Here is a 24,771-nt window from a genome sequence, read left to right as displayed (position 1 = left end):
GCGGCCGACGGCCCCGGCAGCTCCTTCCGGAGCGCCGGGGCCGTCGCCTTGTCCGGGTCCGCCGCGGGCCGCTCAGCCCTTCCAGCTGCGGGTCACGGAGCCGTCCTCGACCTCGAAGTTCAGGCGGCCGCCCAAGTACTCCATGGTGATGATCGCGCCCGGCGCCAGGGAACGGACCGTGGTCCAGCCGTGTGCGCGGGCGCGCTCCTCGGCGGCCTGCTGCGCCAGCCCGACATAGGCCTCGGGGTCGTCGTCGGGCTCGAAAGGGGAGTTCGGTACGGGTGCCATGGCAGCCACCGTAGGCGTACCGCACAGCAGGTGGAAGGGCCGGGTGCCATACGCGCGTACCCGCCCCGTCCCCCCTTGGTCACACTTCTGTCACAGCATGACAGCGCGTGTTTGCCCTTGATTCCGTCACCCGTACGAGCCGGTCACTGCACCAACCGGGTGGGAATCGGAGACGGCCTGATTTCGGCCTTGATCGCCCGTCGGCGGCCGGTTCCGGGCCCGCCGGGAGCGGCCGGAATTAATTCCCCGTCAGCAGCCGTTTATTCCTTCCTTTTTACGGTGTCCGACATCCCGGAAATGGGCCGACGGCACGCCGCCGCAGCATATTTCGCGAGCATCGGTGCCGGTAGACGGGTTTGACTCCACCGCCGTGCGGTACTCGCTGATGCCGAGGAGCCCATGGGAGACAACACAGCGAACACACCGGACAAGAGCAACAACCACCGAGCGGCGTCCGCCCGCCCCAGCGCACCGGAACTCCTGCGGTCGGCACGGGAACAACTCGCCGAGCTGACCGGCCTGACCCCCGAGACCGTGTCCCGGTTCGAGAGGACCGAGGACGGCTGGGTCCTGGAGACCGAGGTGCTGGAGCTCGCCCGGGTACCCGAGACGATGAGCCTCATGGCGTTGTACGAGGTCACGCTCGACCCGGACGGAATGCTCACGGGCTACCGGCGCGTCAGCCGCTACGAGCGTGCGAGAGGAAGACCACAGTCATGACCGTTGTCCCGGCACAACAGCAGTCCGGGGGCGGGGGCGGCACCAGTGGCCTCTACGACGTACTGGAGCTGATCCTCGACCGCGGCCTGGTGATCGACGCGTTCGTCCGCGTCTCACTGGTCGGTATCGAGATCCTCAAGATCGATGTCCGTGTGGTGGTGGCCAGCGTCGACACCTACCTGCGCTTCGCCGAGGCCTGCAACCGTCTCGACCTGGAGACCGGCGCCAACAAGAGCCCCGGCCTGCCCGACGTCGTCGGCCAGGTCACCGAGTCCGGCGCCAAGGGCAAGTCCAAGGGCGCGCTCTCCGGCGCGGCCGAGACCTTCGCCGAGGCGATCGGCTCGGGACGGGACAAGGCCGAGAGCGAGGGCGAACCGCAGCGCAGGCCGCGGCGCACCGCCTCCCGTAAGAAGGAGGAGAGCGAGTGAGCACGTACGTCTACGGCATCGCCCGCGCCGACCACCCGAAGCCCGAACAGGAGATCCTGGGCATCGGCGACCCGCCGCGCCCGGTCCGCATCGTCCGCCAGGGCGACCTGGCCGCGATCGTCAGCGACTGCCCCGACAAGCTGCGGCCCAAGCGCCGTGACCTCCTCGCCCACCAGCACGTCCTGACCGAGGCCGGCGCGGACGGAGCGGTACTGCCGCTGCGCTTCGGCTCGCTCTCCGACGACGACGAGGCGGTCCAGGCCGTCCTGACCGAACACGCCGAGCACTACAAGGCGCAGCTCGACGACCTCAACGGGCGGGTCGAGTACAACGTCAAGGCCGCCCACCGTGAAGAGGACGTGCTGCGGCGGGTACTGACGGAGGAGCCGGAGATCCGCGCCCTCAACGAGGCCAACCAGGCCGCCGGCGGCGGCGCTTACCAGCAGAAGCTGCGGCTCGGCGAACTGGTCGCCAACGCCGTACGGGCCCGTGAGGTCGCCGACGCGCACACCGTGGAAGCGGCGCTGGTGCCGAAGGCGGAGCAGTCCTGCCCCGGGCCCGAGGGCTCCGGCTGGCTGGTGAACCTGTCCTTCCTGATGCGGCGCGAGGACGCGGCCGCGTTCCTGGACGCCGCCGACCGGCTCGGCGCCGACCACCCGCACCTGGAGCTGCTGGTCAACGGGCCGCTCCCGCCGTACAGCTTCGTCCGCCCGCTAGAGTCCGCCGCCGCGGAGTGACCGATGGGCCTGATCAAGGAACTGCTGCTGCTCCCGGCCGCTCCCGTACGGGGGACGGGCTGGGTGCTGCGGCAGGTCCTCACCGAGGCCGAGCGGCAGTACTACGACCCGGCCGTGGTCCAGCGCGAACTGCGGGAACTGGCGGAGCAGCTGGACAGCGGACAGATCGACGAGGCCGAGTTCGACCGGCGCGAGGACGCGCTGCTGGACCGGCTGGAAGAGCTGCGCAAGCGGCAGGCCGGGGCGTGAGCGCCCCGGCCCCCGGGCCCCTCCCCCGCGGAGCGGCCCCCACGGTGTGACGAGACGTCCCACCCGGACAGTACGAGATCCCCGAAACTCGCGCGGGACGCCGGGCCGTCACCAGGACGGCGGGCGGGCGCGACCTACACGGAGGAGATCCCCGACATGAAGAACCGGCCGGCACTGGTGCTGGCCGTCGCCGGAGGCTATCTGCTCGGCCGCACCAAGAAGGCCAAGCTCGCCATCGGTATCGGCAGCATGGTCCTGGGCAAGCGCCTGAATCTGAGCCCGCAGCAGCTGATCTCTCTGGTCAACGACCAGATAGCGGCCAACCCGCAGCTCAAGGAGTTGCGCGAGCAGCTGCGCGGTGACCTCAAGGGAGTGGGCAAGGCGGCGACCGGCGCACTGGTCACCAAGCGCCTCGACTCCCTGGCGGACAGCCTGCACGAGCGGACTCTGAACGTGCGCGACCAGTTGGACGCGGGCGAGGTCGGCGGCAAGGCCGCGGACACCGTACGCGGCGTGACCGGCGGCGGACGGGACGACGAGGAAGCGTCCGGCGACGACAGCGAGGAGAGCGCGCCGAGAAGCCGCGGCGGCGGGGCACGCAAGTCCGGGGATGAGGGACGCGGCGCTGCCAAGAAGCAGAGCGCGCGGTCCTCGAAGGCCCCCGCCAAGTCCGGTGCCAGGTCCGGCACGGGCTCCGGTTCCGGCGCCAAGTCCGCGCCGGACAGGCGCAAGCGGCCCGCGAAGCAGGCGGCCGCCGCGCCGAAGAAGACCGCCTCGGCCGCGAAGAAGACGGCCCGCGCCGGTACCCGCCGGAGCGGAGGTGAGGACCGTGGCTGACACCAAGTCCGGCGGCCCGATGGCCGCCGTCAAGGACACCGTGGCCGGCAACCCGGCGGTCGACCGTCTCAAGGAAGAAGCCGTCTCGTTCGCCGCCGCGCAGGCCCAGCGCCTGCTGGTGTCCACCGGGAAGCGGCTCGGCGAGGCGACCACCCGGCTCACGGACGTGGCCGAGGGGCGCAGCGACAGCCTGATCGGCCCGGTGATCAAGGACACCCTCAAGGGCGCGGTCAAGGACACCGCCAAGAACTCCGTCAAGGGCGCCTTCAAGAAGCTCACCGGCGGGCGCAAGGGCGGCGGCGGCAAGGGCAAGTTCGTCACGATCAGCGAGGACGTCGACGTCGGCGTGCCGGTGCGCGAGGCGTACAACCAGTGGACGCAGTTCCAGGAGTTCAGCACCTTCGCCAAGGGGGTGCAGGGGGTGGAGTCCGCGGACGACACCGAATCCAACTGGCGCGCCAAGATCTTCTGGTCGACCCGCAGCTGGAAGGCGCACACCACCGAGCAGCTCCCCGACGAGCGCATCAGCTGGACCTCGGAGGGCGCCAAGGGCACCCTCAAGGGCGTCGTCACCTTCCACGAGCTGGCCGCCAACCTCACCCGGGTGCTGCTGGTCATCGAGTACTACCCCAAGGGTCTGTTCGAGAAGACCGGCAACATCTGGCGGGCGCAGGGCCGCCGTGCCCGGCTCGACCTGAAGAACTTCCGCCGCTTCGTGATGATGCGCGGCGAGGCGACCGGCGAGTGGCGCGGCGAGATCCGCGACGGCGAGGTCGTCGTCGGCCACGACGAGGCCGTCGAGCGCGAGGAGCAGGAGCACGACGAGCAGGACACCGAGCAGGGAGCGGAGCGGGACACCGAGGGCGCGGGCAAGCCGTCCGAGGACGCGTACGAGGAGGAGACCGGCGACTCCGGCGAGGAGCCGGACGCCGAGGACGCGTACGAGGACGAGGACGCCGAGGATTCCGGGGAACCGGAGGACGAGGGCGAGGACGACGCCGAGGGCGCGTACGAGGACGACGACGCCGAGGACGACGCCGAGGACGAGCCCGAGGACGCGTACGACGACGAGGCCGGCGCCGAGGAGGAGGACGCCGCGGACGAGTACGACGAGGAACCGGAAGCCGAGGACGCGGACGCCGAGTACTCCGAGGAGGACGAGCGGGAGCCGGAGCCGGCCCGATGAGTTCCCAGGTCCCCTCCCCGTACGGCTCGAACGGCGGCGCCAACCTCGCCGACATCCTCGAACGCGTGCTGGACAAGGGCGTGGTCATCGCCGGGGACATCCGTATCAACCTGCTCGACATCGAGCTGCTCACGATCAAGCTGCGGCTGATCGTGGCCTCGGTCGAGCGGGCGGAGGAGATGGGCATCGACTGGTGGCGCGACGATCCGTCGCTGTCCTCCGGTGCCCGGCGCCGTGAGCTCGCCCAGGAGAACGAACGGCTGCGCGAGCGGATCGCCGCCCTGGAGGGCGACCAGGAGCCGCGAGAGGAGATCACTTGAGTACGCACGGCGCCGAGCTGATGTACACCTACGCCGTCGCCCGGGCAGGCTGCCGACCGCCGGACGGACTGCTCGGCGTCGCGGACGCACCCGTGGAGACCGTCACGGAGGGCGCGCTGGCCGCCCTGGTCTCCCGGGTGCCCGCCGCCGACTTCGAGGAGGAGGCGCTCCGCGCCCACCTGGAGGACATGGCGTGGCTGGAGCGGACCGCCCGGGCGCACCGCAGCGTGGTGGACACCGCGGCCGCGGAGTTCTGTGTGCTGCCGCTGCGCCTGGTGACGGTGCACCGCGACACGCGCGGGGTCCGGCAGGTCCTCGCGCAGCGCGCCGAGGAGTTCCTGAGCGCGCTGGTGAGCCTGGACGGCCGGATGGAGTGGGGCGTCAAGGCGTATGTCGAGGACGCCGGGGCCGCCAAGCCCGCCGTTCCCGCGGGCGGTTCGGAGCGCGAGACGGCCGCGGGCGGCTCGGGACGCGACTTCCTGCGCCGGCGGCTCGCCCACCGGCAGGCGCAGGAGCAGAACCAGCGGCGCGCCGACGAGCTGGCCCGTGCCGCGCACGAGGCGCTGGACAAGTTCGCCGAGCGCAGCCGGCTGCACCGCCCGCAGGACGCCCGGCTGTCCGGGGTCAGCGGCCGCAATGTGCTCAACGGCGCCTATCTGATCCCCCGCGAGCAGGCCGGGGTGTTCGCGGGCCTGGTCGGTGAGCTGGCGGACCGCAGCCCGGGGCTGCGGATCGAGCTGACCGGTCCGTGGGCCCCGTACTCCTTCGCGCAGCCGCCGCAGCCCTCCGAGGCGGGCGGGGACACCGGGACCGGTGCGGTATGACGTCGCCGGTGGCCGGCCCGCAGCCGGACAACCCGCTGGCCGAACGGCAGATCGCGCTGGTGGACCTGCTGGACCGGCTGCTGGGCGGCGGCGCGGTGATCGTGGGCGACCTGACCCTGCGCATCGCCGATGTGGATCTCGTACGGATCGACCTGCGGGCCCTGATCAGCTCGGTCAACGCCGACGTTCCCTCTCCCTTCGAGGAGCTGGAACCGTGACGTCCGAGGAACCCGAGGAGGAGGTGGCGCCGTGAGCCGGCGTGTGGAACTGGACGAGGACACCGTGGAGCGCGACCTGGTGCGGCTCGTGCTGACGGTGGTGGAACTGCTGCACCAGCTCATGGAGCGCCAGGCGCTGCGCCGCGTCGACCAGGGCGATCTGTCCGAGGACCAGGAGGAACGGATCGGCCTGACGCTGATGCTGCTGGAGCGGCGGATGGGCGAGCTGTGCGAGCGGTACGGCATCGGCAAGGACGAACTCAACCTCGATCTCGGCCCGCTGGGCCCGCTGCTGCCCCGGGAGTGAACCCCGCGCCGCGCCCGGCGGCCCGCCGCAATGATCCGGCCGGGCTGCGCACACCCTCTCGCGCGACCGGGCCGGGGCGGCCATCATGGCTTGAGCCCGAGCACGGACAGCACATCCAGCACGTCGATTACCGACTTCCCGGGCGCGCCGGCGGGTTCCGGCCGCTTCGGTGTCTCTTGGCGAACGAGGTGGCGCAGATGGGTACGGACACCGTGGACGCGAGCCCGGAGCCGGTGCGGGCGCGGCGACCCGGCGCGGTGGTGGTGGACTGGCTGACCACCACCGACCACAAGAAGATCGGCCACCTCTATCTGTTCACCGCGTTCGGCTTCTTCCTGGTGGGCGGTCTGCTGGCGCTGCTGATGCGGGCCGAACTGGCCCGCCCCGGGCTCCAGCTCATGACGAACGAGGAGTTCAACCAGGCGTTCACCCTGCACGGCACGATCATGCTGCTGCTGTTCGCCACCCCCGCCTTCGCGGGCTTCGCCAACGAGATCATGCCGTTGCAGATCGGCTCGCCCGACGTGGCCTTCCCGCGGCTGAACATGCTCTCGTACTGGCTGTTCGCCTTCGGCGGCCTGATCGTGCTGGGCAGCCTGCTGACGCCGACCGGCGGCGCGAACTTCGGCTGGACCGCCTATGCGCCGCTGAACTCGATGGTCCGCTCCCCCGGCATCGGCGCCGACATGTGGATCATGGGCCTGGCGCTGTCCGGCTTCGGCACCATCCTCGGCTCGGTCAACTTCATCACCACCATCATCGGGATGCGCGCCCCGGGCATGACGATGTTCCGGATGCCGGTCTTCACCTGGAACGTGCTGTTCACCTCGATCCTGGTGCTGATCGCCTTCCCGGTGCTGGCGGCCTCGCTGCTGGCGCTGGAGGCGGACCGGCGCTTCGGCTCGGTGGTCTTCGACTCCGAGTGGGGCGGTGCGCTGCTGTGGCAGCACCTGTTCTGGTTCTTCGGGCACCCCGAGGTCTACATCATCGCGCTGCCGTTCTTCGGCATCATCACCGAGATCATCCCGGTCTTCTCGCGGAAGCCCATCTTCGGCTACGTGATGCTGATCGGCGCGACGATGGCGATCACCGGGCTGTCGGTCGTGGTGTGGGCGCACCACATGTTCGCGACGGGCGCGGTGCTGCTGCCGTTCTTCTCGTTCATGTCGTTCCTGATCGCGGTGCCGACGGGGGTGAAGTTCTTCAACTGGATCGGCACGATGTGGCACGGCTCGCTGTCCTTCGAGACGCCGATGCTGTGGGCGGTCGGCTTCCTGGTGAGCTTCCTGTTCGGCGGGCTGACCGGGGTGATCCTGGCGTCGCCGCCACTGGACTTCCACGTCACCGACACGTACTTCGTCGTCGCCCACTTCCACTACGTCGTCTTCGGCACGGTCGTCTTCGCGACGTTCGCCGGCTTCTACTTCTGGTGGCCGAAGTTCACCGGGAAGATGCTCGACGAACGGCTGGGCAAGCTGCACTTCTGGACGCTGTTCACCGGCTTCCACACCACCTTCCTCGTCCAGCACTGGCTGGGGGTGGAGGGGATGCCGCGCCGGATCGCCGACTACCTGGCGGCCGACGGTTTCACCGCGCTGAACACCCTCTCGACCGTCGGCGCCTTCCTGCTGGGCATGTCCACGCTGCCCTTCCTCTACAACGTCTGGAAGACGACGAAGTACGGCACGAAGGTCGCGGCGGACGACCCGTGGGGCTACGGCCGCTCCCTGGAGTGGGCGACCTCCTGTCCCCCGCCGCGCCACAACTTCCTGACCATCCCGCGCATCCGCTCGGAGTCGCCCGCCTTCGACCTGCACCATCCGGAGATCGTGCGGCTCAGCCCGCCGGAGGCTCCGGAACCGCAGGGGACACCGGAGGCGCGGCAGGAGCCGGGTGCAGGGCCCGGGTCAGCCGGTCCCTGAGCTCCCGTACCGCGTCCGTCAGCGCCGGCGGTTCGCGCACCTCGAAGTCGAAGCCCAGCAGGGCGGCGTGGACCACCAGGACGTCCAGGCGGTGCGCACCGGTGTGCAGCAGGCAGCGGTGGTCGTCGAGCGGTTCGACGACGCCGACGGACGGGCCGATGCGCTGGGCGGCCTCCTCGGCGGAGGCATGCAGCACCAAGGTGGCGCGCTCGGCGTACGCGTCCGTGGAGACGCCCCGCGAGACGTACGCGGCGAGATCGGCGGCCGGGCCGGGGCGCGGGGTGAAGCGCGGGCCGTGCGGCGGGGTGGGGGTGATCCGGTCGGCGCGGAACGTGCGCCAGTCGGCGCGGTCCACGTCCCAGGCGACGAGGTACCAGCGGCGCTGCGCGGACACCAGCCGGTGCGGCTCGACGACGCGGCGGCTGGCCGTACCCTCATGGCTCGCGTAGGCGAAGCGCAGCCGTTGGCTGTCCCGGCAGGCGTTGGCCAGTTCGGTGAGGGTGGCGGCGTCGACCCGGGGGCCCGCGGCGCCGAGCATGGGCACGGTGAAGGCGTTGAGGGCGCCGACGCGGCGGCGCAGCCGGTGGGGCAGTACCTGTTCCAGCTTGGCCAGGGCCCGTACGGAGGTCTCCTCGATGCCTTCGACGCCGCCGGCCGCCGCGGTGCGCAGCCCCACGGCGACTGCCACCGCCTCCTCGTCGTCGAGGAGCAGCGGTGGCAGTTCGGCGCCCGCGCCCAGTTGATAGCCCCCGGCGGTGCCGGGGGCCGAGTGGACGGGGTAGCCCAATTCACGTAGGCGCTCTATGTCGCGGCGGACGGTGCGCGGGGTCACGCCGAGCCGGTCGGCGAGGCCCGCGCCCGTCCACTCGCGGTGTGCCTGCAGGAGAGAGAGCAGGCGCAGCAGTCGTGCTGAGGTTTCCACCATGCCGGGCAGTCTGGCAGCACATGCGGACAGCTACGGTCCGCGTCTCTCCCGGTTCACCACCTGTACCAGCGCGTGCGACCACCGCCCGCGCCCGTCGAACGGAACAGGAAGCCCAGCAGCCATACGACCAGCACCGCGACGGCAACCCACCACAGTGCCTTGAGCGCGAAGCCCGCGCCGAAAAGGATCAGAGCCAGCAGCAGTACCAGAATGACAGGAACCATGTGTATCGCACCTCCGCTGCACCGAGTGCCCCCGGCGTGCGGTGTTATGCGCGCTGTCTGATGAGGCGCGGTCAGGAACCGGCCGGGCCCGGTCCGTCCGGCCCGCCCGTCCCGTCGGCCCCTTCCTGCCCGTCCGTCTCGTCCGTCCCGTCCGCCCCGTGGCCCGTGACGCGGACCGTCAGGTCGTTGTCGCGGGTGTAGGACGGGCCGACGCGCAGCCGGTCCGACGGGCGGCCGGCGGACCGCGCCGGGTGGCTGACGGTCTCCGCCTTCTCCGGTACGTCGTCGAGCAGCCGGGCGATCCGCACCGGCTCGGCCTCCTCGGTCACCCGCAGCCACAGGTCCCAGCGTTCACTGCCGCCCTGCCAGCGCTCCGCGAACTGCGCGTGGGGCAGGGTGAAGACGAAGTCGGGGCCGTCGCCGGTGAGCGGGACGGTGACGCGGGAGGCCGGACCGGCCGCCTCCGGGGTGCCGCGGCGGGTCGTGGCCTCGGCGCGGGCGCCCGGGCCGAGGGCGGCGCCGTAGAGGCGGCCCGCCACCGTCACGCCGACGGCGTCGACGAGGACGTCCCCGGCCTCGGCGTGCGGCCCGCGCAGCCAGCTGCGCAGCGCCAGGCTGCCGGACCTGGTGGCGTACGGGATGCGGACGCCGAGCCGGCCGATCCCGGCCAGCGGACGGCGGTCCACCAGCGGGCTCAGGTCGGTGACACCGGGCAGCAGCCGCTGCGGGCCGCGGCCGTCGCCCAGGTCGGCGTAGGTGTTCCAGCGGCCTTCGGGGAGCGCGACGGTGCTGGGCAGGACGGCCCGCAGGCGCCCGGAGCCGTTCGGGCCGAGCGGCAGCCGCAGTTCCTCGTCGGCGCCGCCGTCGCGCGGGCTCAGGACGAGCGCCGCGCTCCAGACCGGCCTGGTGCCCTGCGGGGTGGTGATGTCGAAGGTCAGGCCGCCGGCGGAGTCGGCTATGCAGTCCGCGCGCAGCGGCTGGGCGGCCCCGGCCGCCGCGCGGGCACCGCGGCGGGCGGCCGTGGCGTCCGGCCCGGCGGGGGCCGTGGGCTCGGCCCGCACGGGAGCGACGGCTTCGGGACCGGCCGTCCCGGCGCCCGTCACGGGCAGTTGCGTCGACGCGTTCATACCCTCCGCACCCCTCTCACAGCGGCCTGCGCCGCGTCCTTGGTTGCGTACGCCCCGTGCTCCGGGCGGGGTCGCGTCCGCCGGGCGCCGGTCCGGACCGCCCCTCCGGTGCCGTGGGCGTGGTGAATCAGGAATGAGCTGTGCATCCGTCCCCGTATTCCGTCCCCGTATCCCTTGGTCGCCGCGGACGAGTCCCGCTGTCTGCCCCGTTGAACGGTTGGACCGCGCTCCCGGGTTCCGGGTTGAGGCGTTTGGCCAACTTGTTCCGAAAGAGTTAGGACATCGGTAGCGGCGTCGAGGAACTTTCCCGAACCGTTGATCGTCGGTTCTGTGCCGTGCTGTAACGCCACAAGTTATGCCGTCCCGGGGCGTCCCGTCACGAGGTGTGCAGCCACCGGCTCGCTCCGCCGGTGTGCCCGGACCGGCGGCACGGGACGGTGGTGACGGCCGGGCCCTCAGGGCCGGTACGGAAGCTGGGGGACGGTGAAACAGGTGGTGTCCATGTCGCCCTGGGTGACCCAGCCGCCCCGGCCGCCCCGCGCCGTGTCGCGCCAGCGGGCGACCGACAGACAGGTCCGGTCGGTGGCCGGCGGCTCGGCCTGCGGCCGGTATGCGGCGGGAAGCAGCAGGCCACGGGCGGTGTAGGGCGCGCCCTGCCCGACGAAGCGCTCCACGCACGCGCGGGTGAGCCGCTGCCCGCAGGACCGCGCCGCGTCGGCGAACCACATCGCGGCCGCCCACCCCTCCAGCTGCCACTGCGCCAGCGGCCTGCCCTCGGCGTACCGGGCCATACCGGCGCGGAAGTCGCGTACCGCCGCGCCGCCCGGTCCGCTCCCCGGATCGTCGTAGTTGCGGCTGGCGCCGGTGGCCCACAGGGCGTTGCGGCAGCCCGGCGAGTCCTTGTAGTCCTTCGCGACCGAGTCCGACCAGTTCTGCACGTTCGTGACCTTCGCGGTCGGCCGGACGCCCGCCGCGTCCATCGCCTCGCACAGCCGCGCGTTGCCGTGCGTGTCCATCGCGTCGAAGACCAGATCGGCCCCCCGGTCGCGCAGCCCGGCGGCGACCGCGGGGAAGTTGGGCAGCGCGAAGTCGACCTGCTCGCCGGTCACGTCGTACCCCTCGGCCTCCAGACCGCGCACGATCAGCCGGGCGTACGCGGCGGACGCCGCCTGGTTGTAGGAGACGACGGCGGCGGTGCGGGCCCGCTGCACGCGCTTGAAGTAGCGGTAGACCTCCGTGCCGCCGTACAGCTTCCCGTCCCAGCCCGCCGCCTTGCCGTCCCGTGGCGCCCGGCTGCCGTAGATCCCGTACAGATGCGGATACGTGTCGTACGCGGCGCCGACCGGCTGCCCCCCGATGTCGGGGACGCCCGCACCGGAGACCCTGGGCGCGCCCGCGTAGTCCAGCGCGGTGGTCGCGACCAGCGCGAACACCTTGTCCTCGGTGAGCAGTTTGCGCACGCACTCGTTGTTGCCGACGCCGCTGCCCCCGTCGTCGCAGGTCACCGCGCGCACCGGCCGTCCGTTGACGCCGCCCTTCGCGTTCAGGTCCGCGAAGTACGCCAGCGCGCCGTCCCGCGGCCCGGTGAACGCCTCGCCGCCCACCGGGCTCGTCGCACTGGTGATGATCCCGACGACGATCGGTTCCCGCGCCCGGCCGGTGGCGGACGCGGTCCCGCGGTGTTCGAAGTCGCTCTCCGGCAGCCTGCTGCCGCAGGCGGCGGTCAGCGCGAGCAGCAGCGCCGTGGCGGCGGCTCCGGCCGCCTCAGCAGCCCGGCGCGTCCGCATTGCCGCTCATGCCCACCAGCGCGCACAGGGTCTTGAGCGCCACCTTCCACACCTTGTCCTGGTACACGGAGGCGCCCTTGGCGTTCGGCAGCGCGGTGGCGCCCTTGAGGGTGAGGCTGTACGTCACGTCGGCCGTGGTCGCCGAGGTGAACCGTACGGCGGACACCTGCGCCGCGACCTGCCGTCCCCGCTGGTCGCCGTTGAACGCCTCCAGCAGCAGCTGGAGTTCCTCGCCGTTCTGGAGGTACTTCGCCTTCTCCGCGTTGGACAGCTTCGGATCGAAGAACTTCTGCCAGTTCTCCTTGATCTCCCGCTCGGCGGCGGCCGGATCGGCCGGGGCGTCGCCCGGGGAGGACGGCGAACCGGCGGTCGCCGTTCCCGTACCGCCGTCTTCCGGGGCGGAGGACGCCCCGCTGGGCGCGCGCTGCCCGCCGTCCTCGGCGTCACTGCAACCCGCCGCCCCGGCCGTCATCAACAGCACCGCCGCCACCAGCGCCGGAGCCCGCCGCGCACGCCCTCCACGGACCGTCATGTACACCACCGCCTGTCGTCGCGACCGGCCGCGACCGGTCTGGCACAAGCCTTCTAGGTGCTGTCTTCACAGGGCATAGTGCAGGCATTCGCCGGAAGCCGCGAGGGGGCGTGATGCGCAACGCGCGAACACGGTTTGGGGCGCGCCTGGCCCCGTGGGGCGGCTGGGCGGCGCTGGCGGGCGGGGCGGTGCTGTGCGCGGCGGGCTGGTACGGCGTCTCCGGCGAGCGGTTCGCCGAGCGCCAGATCCCGTTCCTGGCCTCCTGCTCGATCCCCGGCGCCGCACTGATCGTCGCGGGTGCCGTGCTGGTGGCGCGGGGCGACCAGGGGCCGGCGGCGGCGCGCGTCGAGGAGTTGTACGGGCTGCTGGTGGCGTACGGGGCCGACGACACGGACGTGGACGCGGGCGGCGGGGAGCCGGCCGCGACGGGCGGGGCCGCAGCCGTGCGGGAGAGGCGGGACGCGGAGGCCGGTCCCCCTCTCACCGTGCCCGGCGGAACGCTCCTGCACCGGCCCGGCTGCCCGCTCGTGGCCGGACGGCCGGACGCCCGCCCCGCCGTCGGCGGACCGCCGGAAGCGGACGCGCCCCCTCCGACGCCCTGCCCCGTCTGCGAACCGGACCCCCCGCGCCCCGGCCCGCAACGGTGAGCTCGCTCTCGTACGACCTCACCCTGGCCGGGCTCGCGGTGGGCAGCGCCGCCGCGCTCACCGGCATCGGACTGATCGTCACCTATCGGGCCACCGGCGTGCTGAACTTCGCGCACGGCGCCGTCGCCATGGTGTGCGCCTACGTCCTGCGGCAGCTGGTGGTCGGCTGGAACTGGCCGCTGCCGCTCGCCGCCGCCGTCACCCTCCTCCTCGTCGCGCCCGGCATCGGACTGGCACTGGACCGCGCCGTCTTCCGGCCGCTCTCCGTACGCGGTACGGGCCCGGCCCGCACCCTGGTCGCCTCCCTCGGCGTCTTCGTCCTGCTGGTCGGCGCCGCGGGACTGCTGTGGGGACCGGGAGCGCGCGCGGACGCGCCCGCGCTGCTGCCGGACGACCCGTGGGTGCAGCTCGGCACGGCCGTCACCCTGGCCGCCGGGGTCGCCGCCGTCACCCGCTGGACCCGCTTCGGCCGCGAACTGCGCGCCGTCGTCGACAACCGCCCGCTCGCCGTCCTCGGCGGCATCGACGCCGACCGGGTCGCGGCCGCCGGCTGGGCCTTCGGGACCTTCACCGCCGGGCTGACGGGCGTCCTGCTGGCCCCGCTGCTGCGCCTGGACCCGTACGGGCTGCCGCTGCTCGTCATGGAGGTGATGGCGGTCGCGGTGGCGGCCGGGCTGCGCAGCCTGCCGGTGGCGGTGGCCGTGGCCCTGGCCATCGGCGTCGCCCAGAGCCAGCTCACCCGGCTGCACCCGGGCGGCAGCCTGGAACCCCTCGTCCAGGCCGTCGGCGCCAACCTGTTCGTCGTGGCCCTGCTGGCCGCCGCCCTGGCCCTGCGCGGCCTCGGCGTCCCGCACGCCCTGCCGGACGCGCCGCACGGCACGGCGCCGGCCCTGCGCACCGTCCGGCTGCCCGACCACGACGGCCGCGCCTGGCTGGTCTGCGGCATCCTCTTCCTGCTGCCCCTGGGCTTCGCCTACGGCGACCTGCGCACCTCCGTACAGGTACCGGCGCTCGCCGTGGTGCTGCTCTCCTTGGTGGTGGTCACCGGGCGCGGCGGCCAGATCTCCCTGGGACAGGCCGCGTACGCCGGGCTGGGCGCCCTGTTCACCGCACTGCTCGCGGCGGGCCGCTTCCCGGGCCTGCCGGCCGTCCCCGGGCTGACCGCCCTGCTGCTGGCCGTCCTGCTGACCGCGCCGCTCGGCCTGCTCACCGGCTGGCCCGCGCTGCGGCGGCACGGCCTCGCGACGGCCCTGGCCACCCTCGCCTTCGGGGTCGCCGTCAGCCGGTTCGTCTTCGCCCAGCCGTACGCCACCGCCGGACTCTCCCTCGACCGCCCCGCCGGTTTCGCCGGCGACCGGGCGTACTACGTCCTCGAACTGGCCCTGCTCGGCCTCGCGCTGCTCGGGGTGGCGGCGCTGCGCCGCGGCCGTACCGGGCGCGCGCTGGCCGCGATGCGCGACCACGAGCCGGGGGCGGCCGCCGCCGGGGTGCCCGTACCGGCCCTGAAACTGGCGGCCTTCACGGTGGGCGCCGCCCTCGCCGCACTGGGCGGCGGGATGCTCGGCATGGCGCTGCGCGCCTTCGACCCGGCGTCCTACGACCCGGTACGCGGCCTGCTGTGGTTCGCGGCCGTACTCGTCCTGGGCGCCGACAGTCTGCTGGCGGCGCTCGCCGCGGCGGTCCTGCTGGTCGGCCTGGACTCGGGGGCCGGAGGCGGTGCGGCGGCCGCGGTGGTCGGCGTGCTCGCCGTACTCGCGGGGCGGCTGCCGAGCGGTCCGTACGCCGCCTTGCGCGAGGCCGTGGCCCGCCTGTCCGGGGCGCCGGAACCGCGGCTGAGTCCGCTGGGGGCGCGGGTGCGGGCGAGGGTGGCGTCGGCGCGGAGGCTCGGGGGGTGTACGCCCGGGAGCCGTACCCCTGGGGGCCGTGCCTCCGCGACCGGCCCTCCCGTCCCGAAGGAGCCCGTACCCTCCACCCCGCAGCCCCCGCCCTCACCAGCATTCCCCTCCGCCCCGCAGCCCCCGCCCTCACCAGCATTCCCCTCCGCCCCGCAGCCCCCGCCCTCACCAGCATTCCCTTCCTCCCCTGGCCGTCCCATCCCCTCCGGTCGCCTCACCGCCCGCTCCCTCCACGCCCGTTACGACGGCTTCACCGTCCTGGACGGCGTCGACCTGACCGTCGCGCCGGGCCGGATCACCGCGCTCATCGGGCCCAACGGGGCGGGCAAGAGCACCCTGTTCCACTGTCTGTGCGGCACCCTGCGCCCGACGGCGGGCCGGGTGCTGCTCGACGGGACGGACATCACCCACCGCCCCGCGCACGTCCGGGCCCGCCTCGGGCTCGCCCGGACCTTCCAGCAGCTCGCCGTGTTCGACGGGATGACCGTGGCCGAGAACGTCCGGGTCGGCGCCGAGCAGAGCGGCGTACCGGACCCGGCCGCCGCCACCGGCCGGGCGCTGGACCTGCTGTCCCTCGACGGCCCGCTGCGCGCCGCACCCGTCGCCGGACTGGACACCGGCACCCTGCGCCGCATCGAACTGGCGCGCGCACTCGCCGCCCGCCCGCGCACCCTGCTGCTGGACGAGCCCGCAGCGGGCCTGGACAGCGCGGAGGTGGCCGCGCTCGCCGTCGTGCTGCGCGCCGTGGCGGCCGACGGCACAGCCTTGCTCGTCGTCGAGCACGACCTCGACCTGGTCGCCGGGCTGGCCGACACGGTCTACGCGATGGCGGCGGGCCGGATCGTGACGCGTGGGCCCGCCCGCCATGTCCTGGCGGAGCCGCGGCCGTGAACGGCCGGCAGCGCGCGGGATGCCGACCGCGACGACCCGCGACGGCGAAGACAGTGGCGGCGGCAGCAACAACGGCAACGGCATGAGCATCGAGACGGCCCTGTACGCGGCCCGCGTCCGCTACGGCTCCCTGGAAGCCCTGCACGGCATCGACCTAGTCGTACCCGGCGCCCGGGTCACCGTGCTCCTAGGGCGTAACGGTTCCGGCCGCACCACGGTCCTGCGCGCGCTCGCGGGCACCGTGCCGCTCACCGCCGGGCGGGTGGTGTGGCGCGGTACGGACATCACCCGACTGCCCGCCCACGCCCGCGCGCGCCGCGGACTGACCCTGGTGCCCGACCGTGGCGCCGTGTTCGGTTCGCTCTCCGTCGGCGAGCAGCTCGAACTCGCGGCGCCGGACGGTGCCGTCGGTCCGGCCCTGGATGCCTACCCGCAGTTGCGCGCGCTGCTCGGCCGCCGCGCGGGCACTCTCTCCGGCGGTGAGCAGCGGATGCTCGCCGTGGCCCGCGCGCTGGCCGGAACCGCCCGGCTGCTCCTCCTGGACGAACCGGCGCAGGGCATGTCTCCGGCCGTCACGGCACGCACGTACGGGCTGCTCGGCGACCTGGCGGCCGCCGGACGCACCGTCCTCGTCGCCGAGCAGATGCTGCCGCCCGCCCTGCGCCGTGCCGCCACGGTCGCGTACGTCCTGCGGCGCGGCACCGTCGCCTTCGCCGGTGAACCGGCCGAGGCGGCTCGCCACCCCGGGCTCACCGGTCCGGCGTCACCGCCCGGTCCGGCGTCACCGCCTCGACACCCACGTCCCGGCGGGCGTCCTTCCAGCCCGTGAGCCCGGACAGCGCCCGGTCCCGCTTGCCGAGCCCGTACCGCTTGGCGCAGTACGGCCAGGCCGACCAGCCCTGCGTACGCCGCACCCGTTCGGCGACGGCGATCTGCTCCTTACGGGTGGCGAGGTCGGCGCGCGGCGCGTAGGCCAGGCCGCCGTACTGCTTCCAGGTCGACTGCCGGAACTGCAGTCCGCCGTAGAACGCGTTGCCGGTGTTCTTGCGCCAGTCACCGCCGCTCTCGCACTCGGCGATGCAGTTCCACGGCCCCTTGCTGAGGGAGCAGCCCGCCGGGGACGGCAGGAAGTGCGCGGTGTCCCGCGCCTGCGCGCCACTGGGCACGCACAACAGGACGACGGCCGGGACGAGGGACAGGACGGCCGCTCTGCGGCGACCGGTGCTCGCGAGACGCTTGGGCATCAGCGCCCGAAAGGAATGGGACATCGGGTCACGCTAAACAGGGATGCGCCCGCCTGCGCGCCGCCGCGCCCGGACAGCGCGACGCCCCACCCGGTCGGTGGACGGCCGGGTGGGGCGTTCGGAGTACGGGCTCCGGGTGGCCGAGGGCCGGGTCGCGGCCCGTGCGCGCCGCGCGGCGGCCCCGTGGCGCGGAGGGGCTCAGACCGAGAGCCGCTGCCCCGGGACGATCATGTTCGGGTCACCGCCGACGACGGCCCGGTTCGCGGCGTACAGCCGGTGCCAGCTCACGTTGTGCGCGGCGGCGATCCGGCTGAGCGTGTCGCCCTGCCGCACCGTGTAGCCGCCGGTGCCGGCCCGCGCCCGGCCGCGGTCGGCGTGCCCGCCGAAGCCGCGCGCCTTCTTGCCGATCTTGGCACCCACGTCCCGGCGGACGTCCTTGTGCACGTACCGCTTGCCGCTGCCGCCCTGTCCGGAACGGAACGCCTTCGGTGCCTTGGGGGCGCTCCCGTACGCACCGGCACGTGCGGCGCAGGTCGGCCAGGCGCCCCAGCCCTGCGACGCCTGGACCCGGGAGGCCACGGCGATCTGCTGGGCGCGGCTGGCCCCGGCGGCCGTCGGCGCGTAGGCCCCGCCGCCGTGCGCGCGCCAGGTGCTGTGGGTGAACTGCAGTCCGCCCGAGAAGCCGTTGCCGGTGTTGATGTGCCAGTTGCCGCCGCTCTCGCAGCGGGCGATGCGGTCCCACACTCCGCCGTCCGCCGCCTGCGCCGGTCCGGCGGTCGCGGCCACCAGCGCGAGCGGGGCCACCAGGGCCGCCCCGGCGAGCGCGGCGATGTCACGGCGTATGAAGCCCTTCGAAAAAGGCATGGAATCCCTCTCCACGGCCCCGGGAGTCCCCCTGGTGACGCGGTGCGGGCGCATCCTGCGTCCGCGGTCCGCGGCACCCCGCCCGCCGCGGGGTGGTGCCGGTCGTGCTCGGTGGTGCTGCGTGCGGTGCATCCGGTGCCGCGTGACACGGCTCGCGAGCCGTGTGCCGCGCGGCGTACCGGCCGTGGTGCGGGCCGGCGGATGCGGACGGCGGGCGTCCCCGGGTGGTGCTCGGTGCACACGGCCGGAGAATGTAGGGAGGCTCACGCGCTGTTATCAACCACGCCGCCGTCCTGCCTGGCCAGTCGGCCGTTACCGGAGGTATCAGCCAAAACAGGCCACCCACTTGATTGCTCGATTTCCGCATTTGTCACCCGGACCGCCCGACGATCTGTGACCCACCTCACCGACCCAACTTCCGTGCCCGCAGCACAGGTTGGCAGGGAGTGAGCGGTTCCGGTCCGCAGCTCACGCTCCGCTTCGAACGGTTCGATCCGGTACCCGGCGGCGCGTGACTCCTGCCACAGATCGCCCGTTGTCCTGGTACGAGCCGGGCGCCGCCCGGCAGCCCGCGCAACGATCGAGGAGCCATCCGTGCCGCGCATGCTCGACGTCAGTGACGACGTTCGCGCCGAGATCGGTGACGAAGAAGCCGACCGCCTGCTGGCCGGTGGCAACGCCCCCGGCAACTACGACTGCACCTCCTGCCGCACCCCCGGCGACAGCGAGCAGGAGCGCACCAGCACCGTCCTGTTCGTCGGCGAGGAGACCGCGGTGCTCGCCTTCGCCCACGCGTCGTGCATCCCCTCGCAGGTCGTACCGGTCTCCGAGGAGCAGCTCCAGGGCGCCGTGCGCTCCATCACCGGCGAGGACGGCCCGGCCGCCGAACCGCCCGCGGCGCCGCCGCCCGCCACCCCCTTCACCGCCCTCCCCGGCGAGCACCGGCAGGCGACACTCGGTGTCACCTGCGGCCTGGTCCTGGTCGAGAACGACCTGCGGCCGGCGCTGGTCGTCGAACCCGCCGGGCCCATCGCCCGCCCCGGCTCCACCGAGCCGGGCGACGCGTTCCTCCCGCTGCTCCTGGAGCACGGCTTCGCCACGGTCACGGACATGGCCCTGCTGCCCGCCCCCAACCCGGGCTGGTCGGTGCTGCTGGCCGCCGGGCAGCTGCACGCCATCCTCCAGCCGGGCAGCGACGGCGGCCAGCCCAGCTCGTGGTGGCAGGCGCACCAGCCCCTGCCCGTCTCGGACGGCTGGCGGGCCGCCGCCGCCAAGGCGCGGACCGTCCTGGTGTACGCGGCCCCCGTCGGCGCCGTCGGCCACCAGCCGCGGGAGGACCTGATGCGCGAGGCGATGGAGAAGGCCGCGGCGGAGAGCAGGCTGGTGGCCGCCTCCATGCCGCTGGCCGGCACCTGACCTGCGCGCTCCCCCCTTTTTTGGCGCCCCGCCTCCGCCCGTACGGTGCGGGGCCGGGGCGCCGCCGCGTCAGCGCCCGGCCCCGGTCGTGAGCCGGTCGCGCGCCCCTCCGATCAGCCGATTCTTCGCAGAGCCCGCATCCCGGGAGCATCCGGGTCGTTGGCACAGACGTGCACCCATACGACCCCTCCTCCCGCGTCCCGTATCCCTACCAGATCCCCGGTATGCGCCCGTCGCACGACGCGACCACGGCGACCATGACGGCCCCGCACGCCGCCCCCGCCTCGGCCACGCCGATCTTCGACGCGCTGTACGCCGAGTACCGCCGGTCCTTCCGGGCGCTGCCGGGGGACCGGAGCGGCGAGGAAGGGCTGAGCGCCGAGGCGATGCGGAGCATCTGGGGCCGTACGACCACCGCGTCCGGCCACTGGGAACCGGTCCACCGCCAGCCGTTCCACGGCCACCCGCACCACGCGGGCGGCCACCACCGGGGTCACTTCCCCCGGCCCTGCCACCGGCTCCCCGCGAGTACCGCCCGCACGGCCACTGACCGGACCGCAAACCCGTACGTCCCCCGCGCACGAAACGGTGGCGGGGCGGCCCCCAGGAGCCGCCCCGCCACCGTTTCGCCATCGCGGTGACGGCTGCCGCTACTTCTTCTTGCTGCGCTTCTCGCGCACCCGTACGGAGATGTGGATCGGCGTCCCCTCGAAGCCGAACTCCTCCCGCAGCCGGCGCTCGACGAAGCGGCGGTAGCCCGCCTCCAGGAAGCCGGAGGCGAAGAGCACGAAGCGCGGCGGCTTGGTGCCCGCCTGGGTGCCGAAGAGGATGCGCGGCTGCTTGCCGCCCCGGATCGGGTGCGGGTGGGAGGCGACGATCTCACCGAGGAAGGCGTTCAGCCGGCCGGTGGGGACGCGGGTCTCCCAGCCGTCCAGCGCCGTCTCGATCGCCGGGACGAGCTTGTCCATGTGGCGGCCGGTGCGCGCCGAGACGTTGACCCGCATCGCCCACGGGATCTGCACCAGGTCCCGCTCGATCTCCCGCTCCAGGTAGAAGCGGCGCTCCTCGTCCAGCTGGTCCCACTTGTTGTACGCGATGACCAGCGCGCGGCCCGCCTCCACGGCCATCGTGATGATCCGCTGGTCCTGGACGCTGATGGACTCGCTCGCATCGATCAGGACGACCGCGACCTCGGCCTTCTCCACGGCGGCCGCGGTGCGCAGCGAGGCGTAGTAGTCGGCGCCCTCCTGGAGGTGGACGCGCTTGCGGATGCCCGCGGTGTCCACGAACTTCCAGGTCTTGCCGCCCAGCTCGATCAGCTCGTCGACCGGGTCGCGGGTGGTGCCGGCCATCTCGTTGACGACCACCCGCTCCTCGCCCGCGACCTTGTTCAGCAGCGAGGACTTGCCGACGTTCGGACGGCCGATCAGCGCGATCCGGCGCGGCCCGCCGAGCGGGGTGCCGAAGGTCTGCTCGGGCGCCTCGGGCAGCGCGTCGAGGGCGGCGTCCAGCATGTCGCCGGTGCCGCGGCCGTGCAGCGCGGAGACCGGGTGCGGCTCGCCCAGGCCCAGCGACCACAGCATGGCGGCGTCCGCCTCGCCGGACGGGCCGTCCACCTTGTTGGCGACCAGCACGACGGGCTTGCCGGCCCGGCGCAGCAGCTTGACGACGGCCTCGTCGGTGTCGGTGGCGCCGACCTTGGCGTCCACGACGAAGACCACCGCGTCGGCGGCCTCGATCGCGAACTCGGCCTGCATCGCCACGGAGGCGTCGATGCCGAGCACGTCCTGCTCCCAGCCGCCGGTGTCGACGACCTTGAAGCGGCGGCCGTTCCAGTCGGCCTCGTACGTGACCCGGTCGCGGGTGACGCCCGGCTTGTCCTCGACGACCGCCTCCCGGCGGCCGATCATGCGGTTCACCAGGGTCGACTTACCGACATTGGGGCGGCCGACGACGGCGAGGACGGGCAGCGGACCGTGCCCGGCCGCGGCGATGTCGCCCTCGACCTCCTCCAGGTCGAAGCCCTCCTGGGCGGCGAGCTCCATGAACTCCGTGTACTCGGCGTCACCAAGCGCACCGTGCTCGTCGCCGGTGGGGGTCTGGTCGTTCATGAAGTCCGTTCCTCGTTCTCCGTCATCGGTGCCCGCACCTGCGCGGGCCGCCGTTCAAGTCTCGTTCAGTGCCCGGTCAGGCGCCTGGCCTGGGCAAGGTGAGCGGTCAGCCGCTCCTGGATGCGCGTCGTCGCCGCGTCCAGCGCCGTACGGGTGCGCCGGCCGCTGCCGTCGCCCGCCGCGAAGGCGTCGCCGAAGACCACGTCGACCCGGCTGCGCAGCGGCGGCACCGCCTTTATCGCCCGGCTCCGGCGCTCCGCGCTGCCCAGCACGGCCACCGGTACCACGGGCGCGCCGGAGCGCACCGCGAAGTACGCCAGGCCCGCGCGCAGCGAGGCGAAGTCGCCCTCGCCACGAGTGCCCTCGGGGAAGATCCCCAGCACCCCGTCGTCGGCCAGCACGGCCAGCGCGTCGGTGACGGCCTTGCGGTCGGTGCCGGAGCGGTCCACCTTGAGCTGGCCGATGCCGCGCAGGAACGGGTCCAGCGGGCCGACGAACGCTTCCTTCTTGATCAGGAAGTGCACCGGCCGCGGCGCGGTGCCCATCAGCATCGGGCCGTCCAGGCCGTGGGCGTGGTTGACCGCGAGGATCACCGGGCCGGCCGACGGAACCCGCCAGGCACCCAGCACCCGCGGCTTCCACAGCCCGTACATCAGGCCGATGCCGATCCGCCGGCCCACCGCGGCGCCGCTCGCGCTGGGCGGCCGGCCGCCGTCCGCGTCCGCCGTCCTGCCGCTTCGCCTCACCGCGCCGCCTTCGCGGCCATCGCCGCCTCGGTCAGGGTGACCACGCACTCGATGACCTGCTCCAGCGTGAGGTCGGTGGTGTCCACCTCGACCGCGTCGGCCGCCTTGGCCAGCGGCGAGGTCTTGCGGCTGGAGTCGGCCGCGTCCCGCTTGACCAGGGCCTCGCGGGTGGCCGCCAGGTCGGCGGCCTCCTTGCCGGTCAGCTCACCGCTGCGGCGGGCCGCGCGGGCCTCCGGCGACGCGGTGAGGAAGATCTTCAGGTCGGCGTCGGGCAGCACCGTGCTGCCGATGTCCCGGCCCTCGACGACGATGCCCTCCGGGGCCCCGGCCGCGATCTCGCGCTGCAGCTCGGTGATCCGGGTCCGTACCTCGGGGACCGCGCTGACGGCGCTGACGGCCGAGGTGACCTCCTGGGTACGGATCGGACCGGCGGCGTCCAGGCCGTCCACGGTGATCGTCGGCGCGGCCGGGTCGGTGCCGGAGACGATCGCGGGCTTGACCGAGGCGTCCGCCACGGCCACGGCGTCGTCGACGTCGACGCCGTTGCTCAGCATCCACCAGGTGATCGCGCGGTACTGGGCACCGGTGTCCAGGTAGCCGAGCCCCAGCTTGGCGGCGACGGCCTTGGAGGTGCTGGACTTGCCCGTGCCTGCGGGGCCGTCGATGGCGACAATCACTGCAGCCGGGGCGGTCCGGGCGGGGGTTTCCACGGTGTCGGGCACCTTCCTCGATCACGGGGCGGGACGGGGGCCGCCGCACGGGGCCCCGCACAAGGTTACTGGCAAGCAGCGGCGCCCCGTGCAGCCCGTACGCCCCGGCCCGCGGGTTTGCTCCCCGACCCGGGCACCGGACCCGGCTACCGGCGGATCGGCTACTGGCGGATCGACCAGCCCCGCTCGCGCAGCTCCGCCGTCAGTATCGGCGCCGCCTGCGGCTCGACCATGAGCTGGATGAAGCCCGCCTGCTGGCCGGTGGCGTGCTCGATGCGGACGTCCTCGATGTTGACCGCGGCCCGGCCGGCGTCCGAGAAGATCCGGGCCAGCTCACCGGGCTGGTCACCGATGTGCACGGCGACGATCTCGTACGCGGCCGGGGCGGCACCGTGCTTGCCCGGCACCCGCTCGCGGCCCGCGTTGCCGCGCACCAGCACGTCCTCGACGCCGCGCGCGCCCTCGGCACGCTTGTCCTCGTCGGCCGCCTGCAGCGCGCGCAGCGCCCGTACGGTCTGCTCCAGGTCGGCCGAGACTGCGCCGAGCACGTCGGCGACCGGCCCCGGGTTGGCGGCGAGGATGTCCATCCACATCCGGGGCGCGGACCCGGCGATCCGCGTCACGTCTCTGATCCCCTGGCCGCACAGCCGTACGGCGGTCTCGTCCGCGTCCTGGAGGCGGGCGGCGACCAGGCTGGAGACCAGCTGGGGCGTGTGCGAGACCAGCGCCACGGCCCGGTCGTGGGCCTCCGCCTCCATGACGACGGGCACCGCGCGGCACAGCGCGACCAGCTCCAGCGCCAGGTTCAGCACCTCGGTGTCGCCGCCCTCGGCGGGGGTCAGGACCCAGGGCCGTCCCTCGAAGAGGTCGGCGGTAGCGGCGAGCGGCCCGGAACGCTCCTTGCCCGCCATCGGGTGGGTGCCGAGGTACGCCGTCAGGTCGCAGCCCATCGCCTCCAGCTCGCGGCGCGGGCCGCCCTTGACGCTGGCGACGTCGAGGTAGGCGCGGGCGGCGCCGCGCCGGATCACCGCGGCCAGCGCCGGCGCGACATGGGCGGGCGGCACGGCCACCACGGCCAGGTCGACCGGGCCGGGCGGCTCCGCGGCGGTGCCGGCGCCGAGCGCGGCGGCGGTCTCGGCCTGGTCCGGGTCGTGGTCGGCCAGGTACACCTGGACGCCGCGGCCGCGCAGCGCGAGGGCGACGGACGTGCCGATCAGGCCGGTGCCGACGACGAGCGCGGTCCTCACTGGGCGATGTCCTTCCGCAGGGCCCCGGCGGCACCGAGGTAGACGTGCTGGACCCTGGCCTTGCTGCGGTCGGTCTCGACGTGCGCGAGGACGCGGACCACGCGCGGCATGGCACCGGCGATGTCCAGTTCCTGCGCGCAGATGAGCGGGACGTCGGTGATGCCCAGCTGGCGGGCGGCTACCGCGGGGAAGTCGCTGTGCAGGTCGGGGGTGGCGGTGAACCACACGCTGATCAGGTCGTCCGGATCCAGGTCGTTACGCTCCAGCACGGCCGTCAGCAGCGCGGACACCTGCTCGTGCATATGTCCGGCCTCGTCCCGCTCCAGTTGCACGGCCCCGCGTACCGCTCGTACCGCCACGTCACCGCTC

General features: G+C 73.6%; 29 protein-coding genes. 16 read left to right on the top strand and 13 right to left on the bottom strand.

Annotation, left to right across the window (positions count from 1 at the left end):
- Positions 1-72: 72 nt before the first annotated feature.
- The gene (locus OEIGOIKO_RS33205) at positions 73-288 is read right to left on the bottom strand and encodes an I78 family peptidase inhibitor (RefSeq protein ID WP_125057132.1); all 216 of its coding nucleotides are present in this window, start codon (positions 286-288) and stop codon (positions 73-75) included.
- A 399-nt stretch (positions 289-687) separates the two neighbouring features.
- Here OEIGOIKO_RS33205 and OEIGOIKO_RS33200 point away from each other — a divergent pair, with 399 nt between their 5' ends.
- The 11 genes from OEIGOIKO_RS33200 (at position 688) to ctaD (ending at position 8,036) form a co-directional block, all read left to right on the top strand.
- The gene (locus tag OEIGOIKO_RS33200; protein ID WP_125057131.1) at positions 688-1,008 is read left to right on the top strand and encodes a gas vesicle protein GvpO; all 321 of its coding nucleotides are present in this window, start codon (positions 688-690) and stop codon (positions 1,006-1,008) included.
- Entirely contained in the window at positions 1,005-1,436 is a 432-nt protein-coding gene (locus OEIGOIKO_RS33195) for a gas vesicle structural protein GvpA (protein ID WP_125057130.1), read from the top strand. Before OEIGOIKO_RS33200 ends, OEIGOIKO_RS33195 begins: the two co-directional genes overlap by 4 nt.
- Positions 1,433-2,173, top strand: coding sequence for a GvpL/GvpF family gas vesicle protein (locus OEIGOIKO_RS33190; RefSeq protein WP_125057129.1), 741 nt, complete (start codon positions 1,433-1,435; stop codon positions 2,171-2,173). Before OEIGOIKO_RS33195 ends, OEIGOIKO_RS33190 begins: the two co-directional genes overlap by 4 nt.
- Positions 2,174-2,176: 3 nt before the next feature.
- Entirely contained in the window at positions 2,177-2,422 is a 246-nt protein-coding gene (locus OEIGOIKO_RS33185) for a gas vesicle protein GvpG (RefSeq protein WP_125057128.1), read from the top strand.
- A 156-nt stretch (positions 2,423-2,578) separates the two neighbouring features.
- Positions 2,579-3,259, top strand: a complete 681-nt coding sequence (locus tag OEIGOIKO_RS33180; RefSeq protein WP_125057127.1) for a DNA primase — start codon at positions 2,579-2,581, stop codon at positions 3,257-3,259.
- Entirely contained in the window at positions 3,252-4,445 is a 1,194-nt protein-coding gene (locus tag OEIGOIKO_RS33175) for an SRPBCC family protein (RefSeq protein WP_125057126.1), read from the top strand. Before OEIGOIKO_RS33180 ends, OEIGOIKO_RS33175 begins: the two co-directional genes overlap by 8 nt.
- Positions 4,442-4,765 carry a gas vesicle protein gene (locus OEIGOIKO_RS33170; protein WP_030019464.1) on the top strand — a complete coding sequence of 108 codons (324 nt, stop codon included), beginning with the start codon at positions 4,442-4,444 and terminating at the stop codon, positions 4,763-4,765. Before OEIGOIKO_RS33175 ends, OEIGOIKO_RS33170 begins: the two co-directional genes overlap by 4 nt.
- Positions 4,762-5,589, top strand: coding sequence for a GvpL/GvpF family gas vesicle protein (locus OEIGOIKO_RS33165; RefSeq protein WP_246177703.1), 828 nt, complete (start codon positions 4,762-4,764; stop codon positions 5,587-5,589). Before OEIGOIKO_RS33170 ends, OEIGOIKO_RS33165 begins: the two co-directional genes overlap by 4 nt.
- Positions 5,586-5,807, top strand: coding sequence for a gas vesicle protein (locus tag OEIGOIKO_RS33160; RefSeq protein ID WP_125057125.1), 222 nt, complete (start codon positions 5,586-5,588; stop codon positions 5,805-5,807). The genes OEIGOIKO_RS33165 and OEIGOIKO_RS33160 overlap by 4 nt, the downstream gene beginning before the upstream one ends.
- 31 nt (positions 5,808-5,838) lie before the next feature.
- Positions 5,839-6,114: a gas vesicle protein K gene (locus tag OEIGOIKO_RS33155; protein ID WP_031008978.1), complete on the top strand. Its 276-nt coding sequence runs from the start codon at positions 5,839-5,841 to the stop codon at positions 6,112-6,114.
- Between the two features lie 197 nt (positions 6,115-6,311).
- Positions 6,312-8,036, top strand: a complete 1,725-nt coding sequence (gene ctaD, locus OEIGOIKO_RS33150) for an aa3-type cytochrome oxidase subunit I (RefSeq protein ID WP_125057124.1) — start codon at positions 6,312-6,314, stop codon at positions 8,034-8,036.
- Here ctaD and OEIGOIKO_RS33145 read toward each other — a convergent pair.
- The 5 genes from OEIGOIKO_RS33145 to OEIGOIKO_RS33125 all read right to left on the bottom strand — a co-directional run bounded on the left by OEIGOIKO_RS33145 (position 7,951) and on the right by OEIGOIKO_RS33125 (position 12,631).
- Entirely contained in the window at positions 7,951-8,961 is a 1,011-nt protein-coding gene (locus OEIGOIKO_RS33145) for a helix-turn-helix transcriptional regulator (RefSeq protein WP_125057123.1), read from the bottom strand. The two genes, ctaD and OEIGOIKO_RS33145, sit on opposite strands and share 86 nt — an antisense overlap.
- Before the next feature lie 53 nt (positions 8,962-9,014).
- Positions 9,015-9,185, bottom strand: a complete 171-nt coding sequence (locus tag OEIGOIKO_RS33140; RefSeq protein ID WP_030019458.1) for a hypothetical protein — start codon at positions 9,183-9,185, stop codon at positions 9,015-9,017.
- Between the two features lie 71 nt (positions 9,186-9,256).
- Complete coding sequence (locus OEIGOIKO_RS33135; RefSeq protein ID WP_246177702.1) at positions 9,257-10,312, bottom strand: hypothetical protein; 1,056 nt, start codon at positions 10,310-10,312, stop codon at positions 9,257-9,259.
- A 455-nt stretch (positions 10,313-10,767) separates the two neighbouring features.
- Complete coding sequence (locus OEIGOIKO_RS33130) at positions 10,768-12,099, bottom strand: ABC transporter substrate-binding protein (protein ID WP_125057122.1); 1,332 nt, start codon at positions 12,097-12,099, stop codon at positions 10,768-10,770.
- Complete coding sequence (locus OEIGOIKO_RS33125; RefSeq protein ID WP_246177701.1) at positions 12,077-12,631, bottom strand: hypothetical protein; 555 nt, start codon at positions 12,629-12,631, stop codon at positions 12,077-12,079. The genes OEIGOIKO_RS33130 and OEIGOIKO_RS33125 overlap by 23 nt, the downstream gene beginning before the upstream one ends.
- A 113-nt stretch (positions 12,632-12,744) precedes the next feature.
- On the opposite strand from OEIGOIKO_RS33125, the gene OEIGOIKO_RS33120 reads away from it, so the two are divergent.
- The 3 genes from OEIGOIKO_RS33120 to OEIGOIKO_RS33110 all read left to right on the top strand — a co-directional run bounded on the left by OEIGOIKO_RS33120 (position 12,745) and on the right by OEIGOIKO_RS33110 (position 16,893).
- Entirely contained in the window at positions 12,745-13,278 is a 534-nt protein-coding gene (locus OEIGOIKO_RS33120; RefSeq protein WP_125057121.1) for a hypothetical protein, read from the top strand.
- The gene (locus tag OEIGOIKO_RS33115) at positions 13,275-16,064 is read left to right on the top strand and encodes an ABC transporter permease subunit (protein ID WP_125057120.1); all 2,790 of its coding nucleotides are present in this window, start codon (positions 13,275-13,277) and stop codon (positions 16,062-16,064) included. The genes OEIGOIKO_RS33120 and OEIGOIKO_RS33115 overlap by 4 nt, the downstream gene beginning before the upstream one ends.
- Positions 16,065-16,146: 82 nt before the next feature.
- Complete coding sequence (locus tag OEIGOIKO_RS33110; RefSeq protein ID WP_125059272.1) at positions 16,147-16,893, top strand: ATP-binding cassette domain-containing protein; 747 nt, start codon at positions 16,147-16,149, stop codon at positions 16,891-16,893.
- Here the strand turns inward: OEIGOIKO_RS33110 and OEIGOIKO_RS33105 are convergent.
- Both OEIGOIKO_RS33105 and OEIGOIKO_RS33100 read right to left on the bottom strand, forming a co-directional pair.
- Positions 16,814-17,332, bottom strand: coding sequence for a transglycosylase family protein (locus OEIGOIKO_RS33105; RefSeq protein ID WP_174857257.1), 519 nt, complete (start codon positions 17,330-17,332; stop codon positions 16,814-16,816). The genes OEIGOIKO_RS33110 and OEIGOIKO_RS33105 overlap by 80 nt on opposite strands.
- A gap of 174 nt (positions 17,333-17,506) precedes the next feature.
- The gene (locus OEIGOIKO_RS33100) at positions 17,507-18,172 is read right to left on the bottom strand and encodes a LysM peptidoglycan-binding domain-containing protein (RefSeq protein ID WP_125057119.1); all 666 of its coding nucleotides are present in this window, start codon (positions 18,170-18,172) and stop codon (positions 17,507-17,509) included.
- A 594-nt stretch (positions 18,173-18,766) separates the two neighbouring features.
- Between OEIGOIKO_RS33100 and OEIGOIKO_RS33095 the strand changes: the two genes are divergently transcribed.
- A complete protein-coding gene (locus OEIGOIKO_RS33095; RefSeq protein WP_125057118.1) occupies positions 18,767-19,588 on the top strand; it encodes a hypothetical protein in 822 nt (273 codons plus the stop codon).
- Between the two features lie 257 nt (positions 19,589-19,845).
- Positions 19,846-20,229 carry a hypothetical protein gene (locus OEIGOIKO_RS33090; protein WP_246177700.1) on the top strand — a complete coding sequence of 128 codons (384 nt, stop codon included), beginning with the start codon at positions 19,846-19,848 and terminating at the stop codon, positions 20,227-20,229.
- A 9-nt stretch (positions 20,230-20,238) separates the two neighbouring features.
- Here OEIGOIKO_RS33090 and der read toward each other — a convergent pair whose 3' ends face one another.
- The 5 genes from der to aroH form a co-directional block, all read right to left on the bottom strand.
- Complete coding sequence (gene der / locus OEIGOIKO_RS33085) at positions 20,239-21,699, bottom strand: ribosome biogenesis GTPase Der (RefSeq protein WP_125057117.1); 1,461 nt, start codon at positions 21,697-21,699, stop codon at positions 20,239-20,241.
- Between the two features lie 65 nt (positions 21,700-21,764).
- Complete coding sequence (locus OEIGOIKO_RS33080) at positions 21,765-22,352, bottom strand: lysophospholipid acyltransferase family protein (protein WP_246178189.1); 588 nt, start codon at positions 22,350-22,352, stop codon at positions 21,765-21,767.
- An 89-nt stretch (positions 22,353-22,441) separates the two neighbouring features.
- Positions 22,442-23,155 carry a (d)CMP kinase gene (cmk, locus tag OEIGOIKO_RS33075; protein WP_031008998.1) on the bottom strand — a complete coding sequence of 238 codons (714 nt, stop codon included), beginning with the start codon at positions 23,153-23,155 and terminating at the stop codon, positions 22,442-22,444.
- Positions 23,156-23,316: 161 nt separating this feature from the next.
- Positions 23,317-24,402, bottom strand: coding sequence for a prephenate dehydrogenase (locus OEIGOIKO_RS33070; protein WP_125057115.1), 1,086 nt, complete (start codon positions 24,400-24,402; stop codon positions 23,317-23,319).
- Positions 24,399-24,761 (bottom strand): chorismate mutase, encoded by a 363-nt coding sequence (aroH, locus tag OEIGOIKO_RS33065; RefSeq protein WP_125057114.1) that lies wholly within the window; start codon positions 24,759-24,761, stop codon positions 24,399-24,401. Before aroH ends, OEIGOIKO_RS33070 begins: the two co-directional genes overlap by 4 nt.
- Positions 24,762-24,771: the final 10 nt, after the last annotated feature.

The sequence above is a fragment of the Streptomyces paromomycinus genome, from assembly GCF_003865155.1.
GTDB classification, from domain to species: Bacteria; Actinomycetota; Actinomycetes; order Streptomycetales; family Streptomycetaceae; genus Streptomyces; species Streptomyces chrestomyceticus.
The sequence above is the reverse complement of the archived record's forward strand: the minus strand, read 5'-3'. Positions and strand labels throughout refer to the sequence as shown.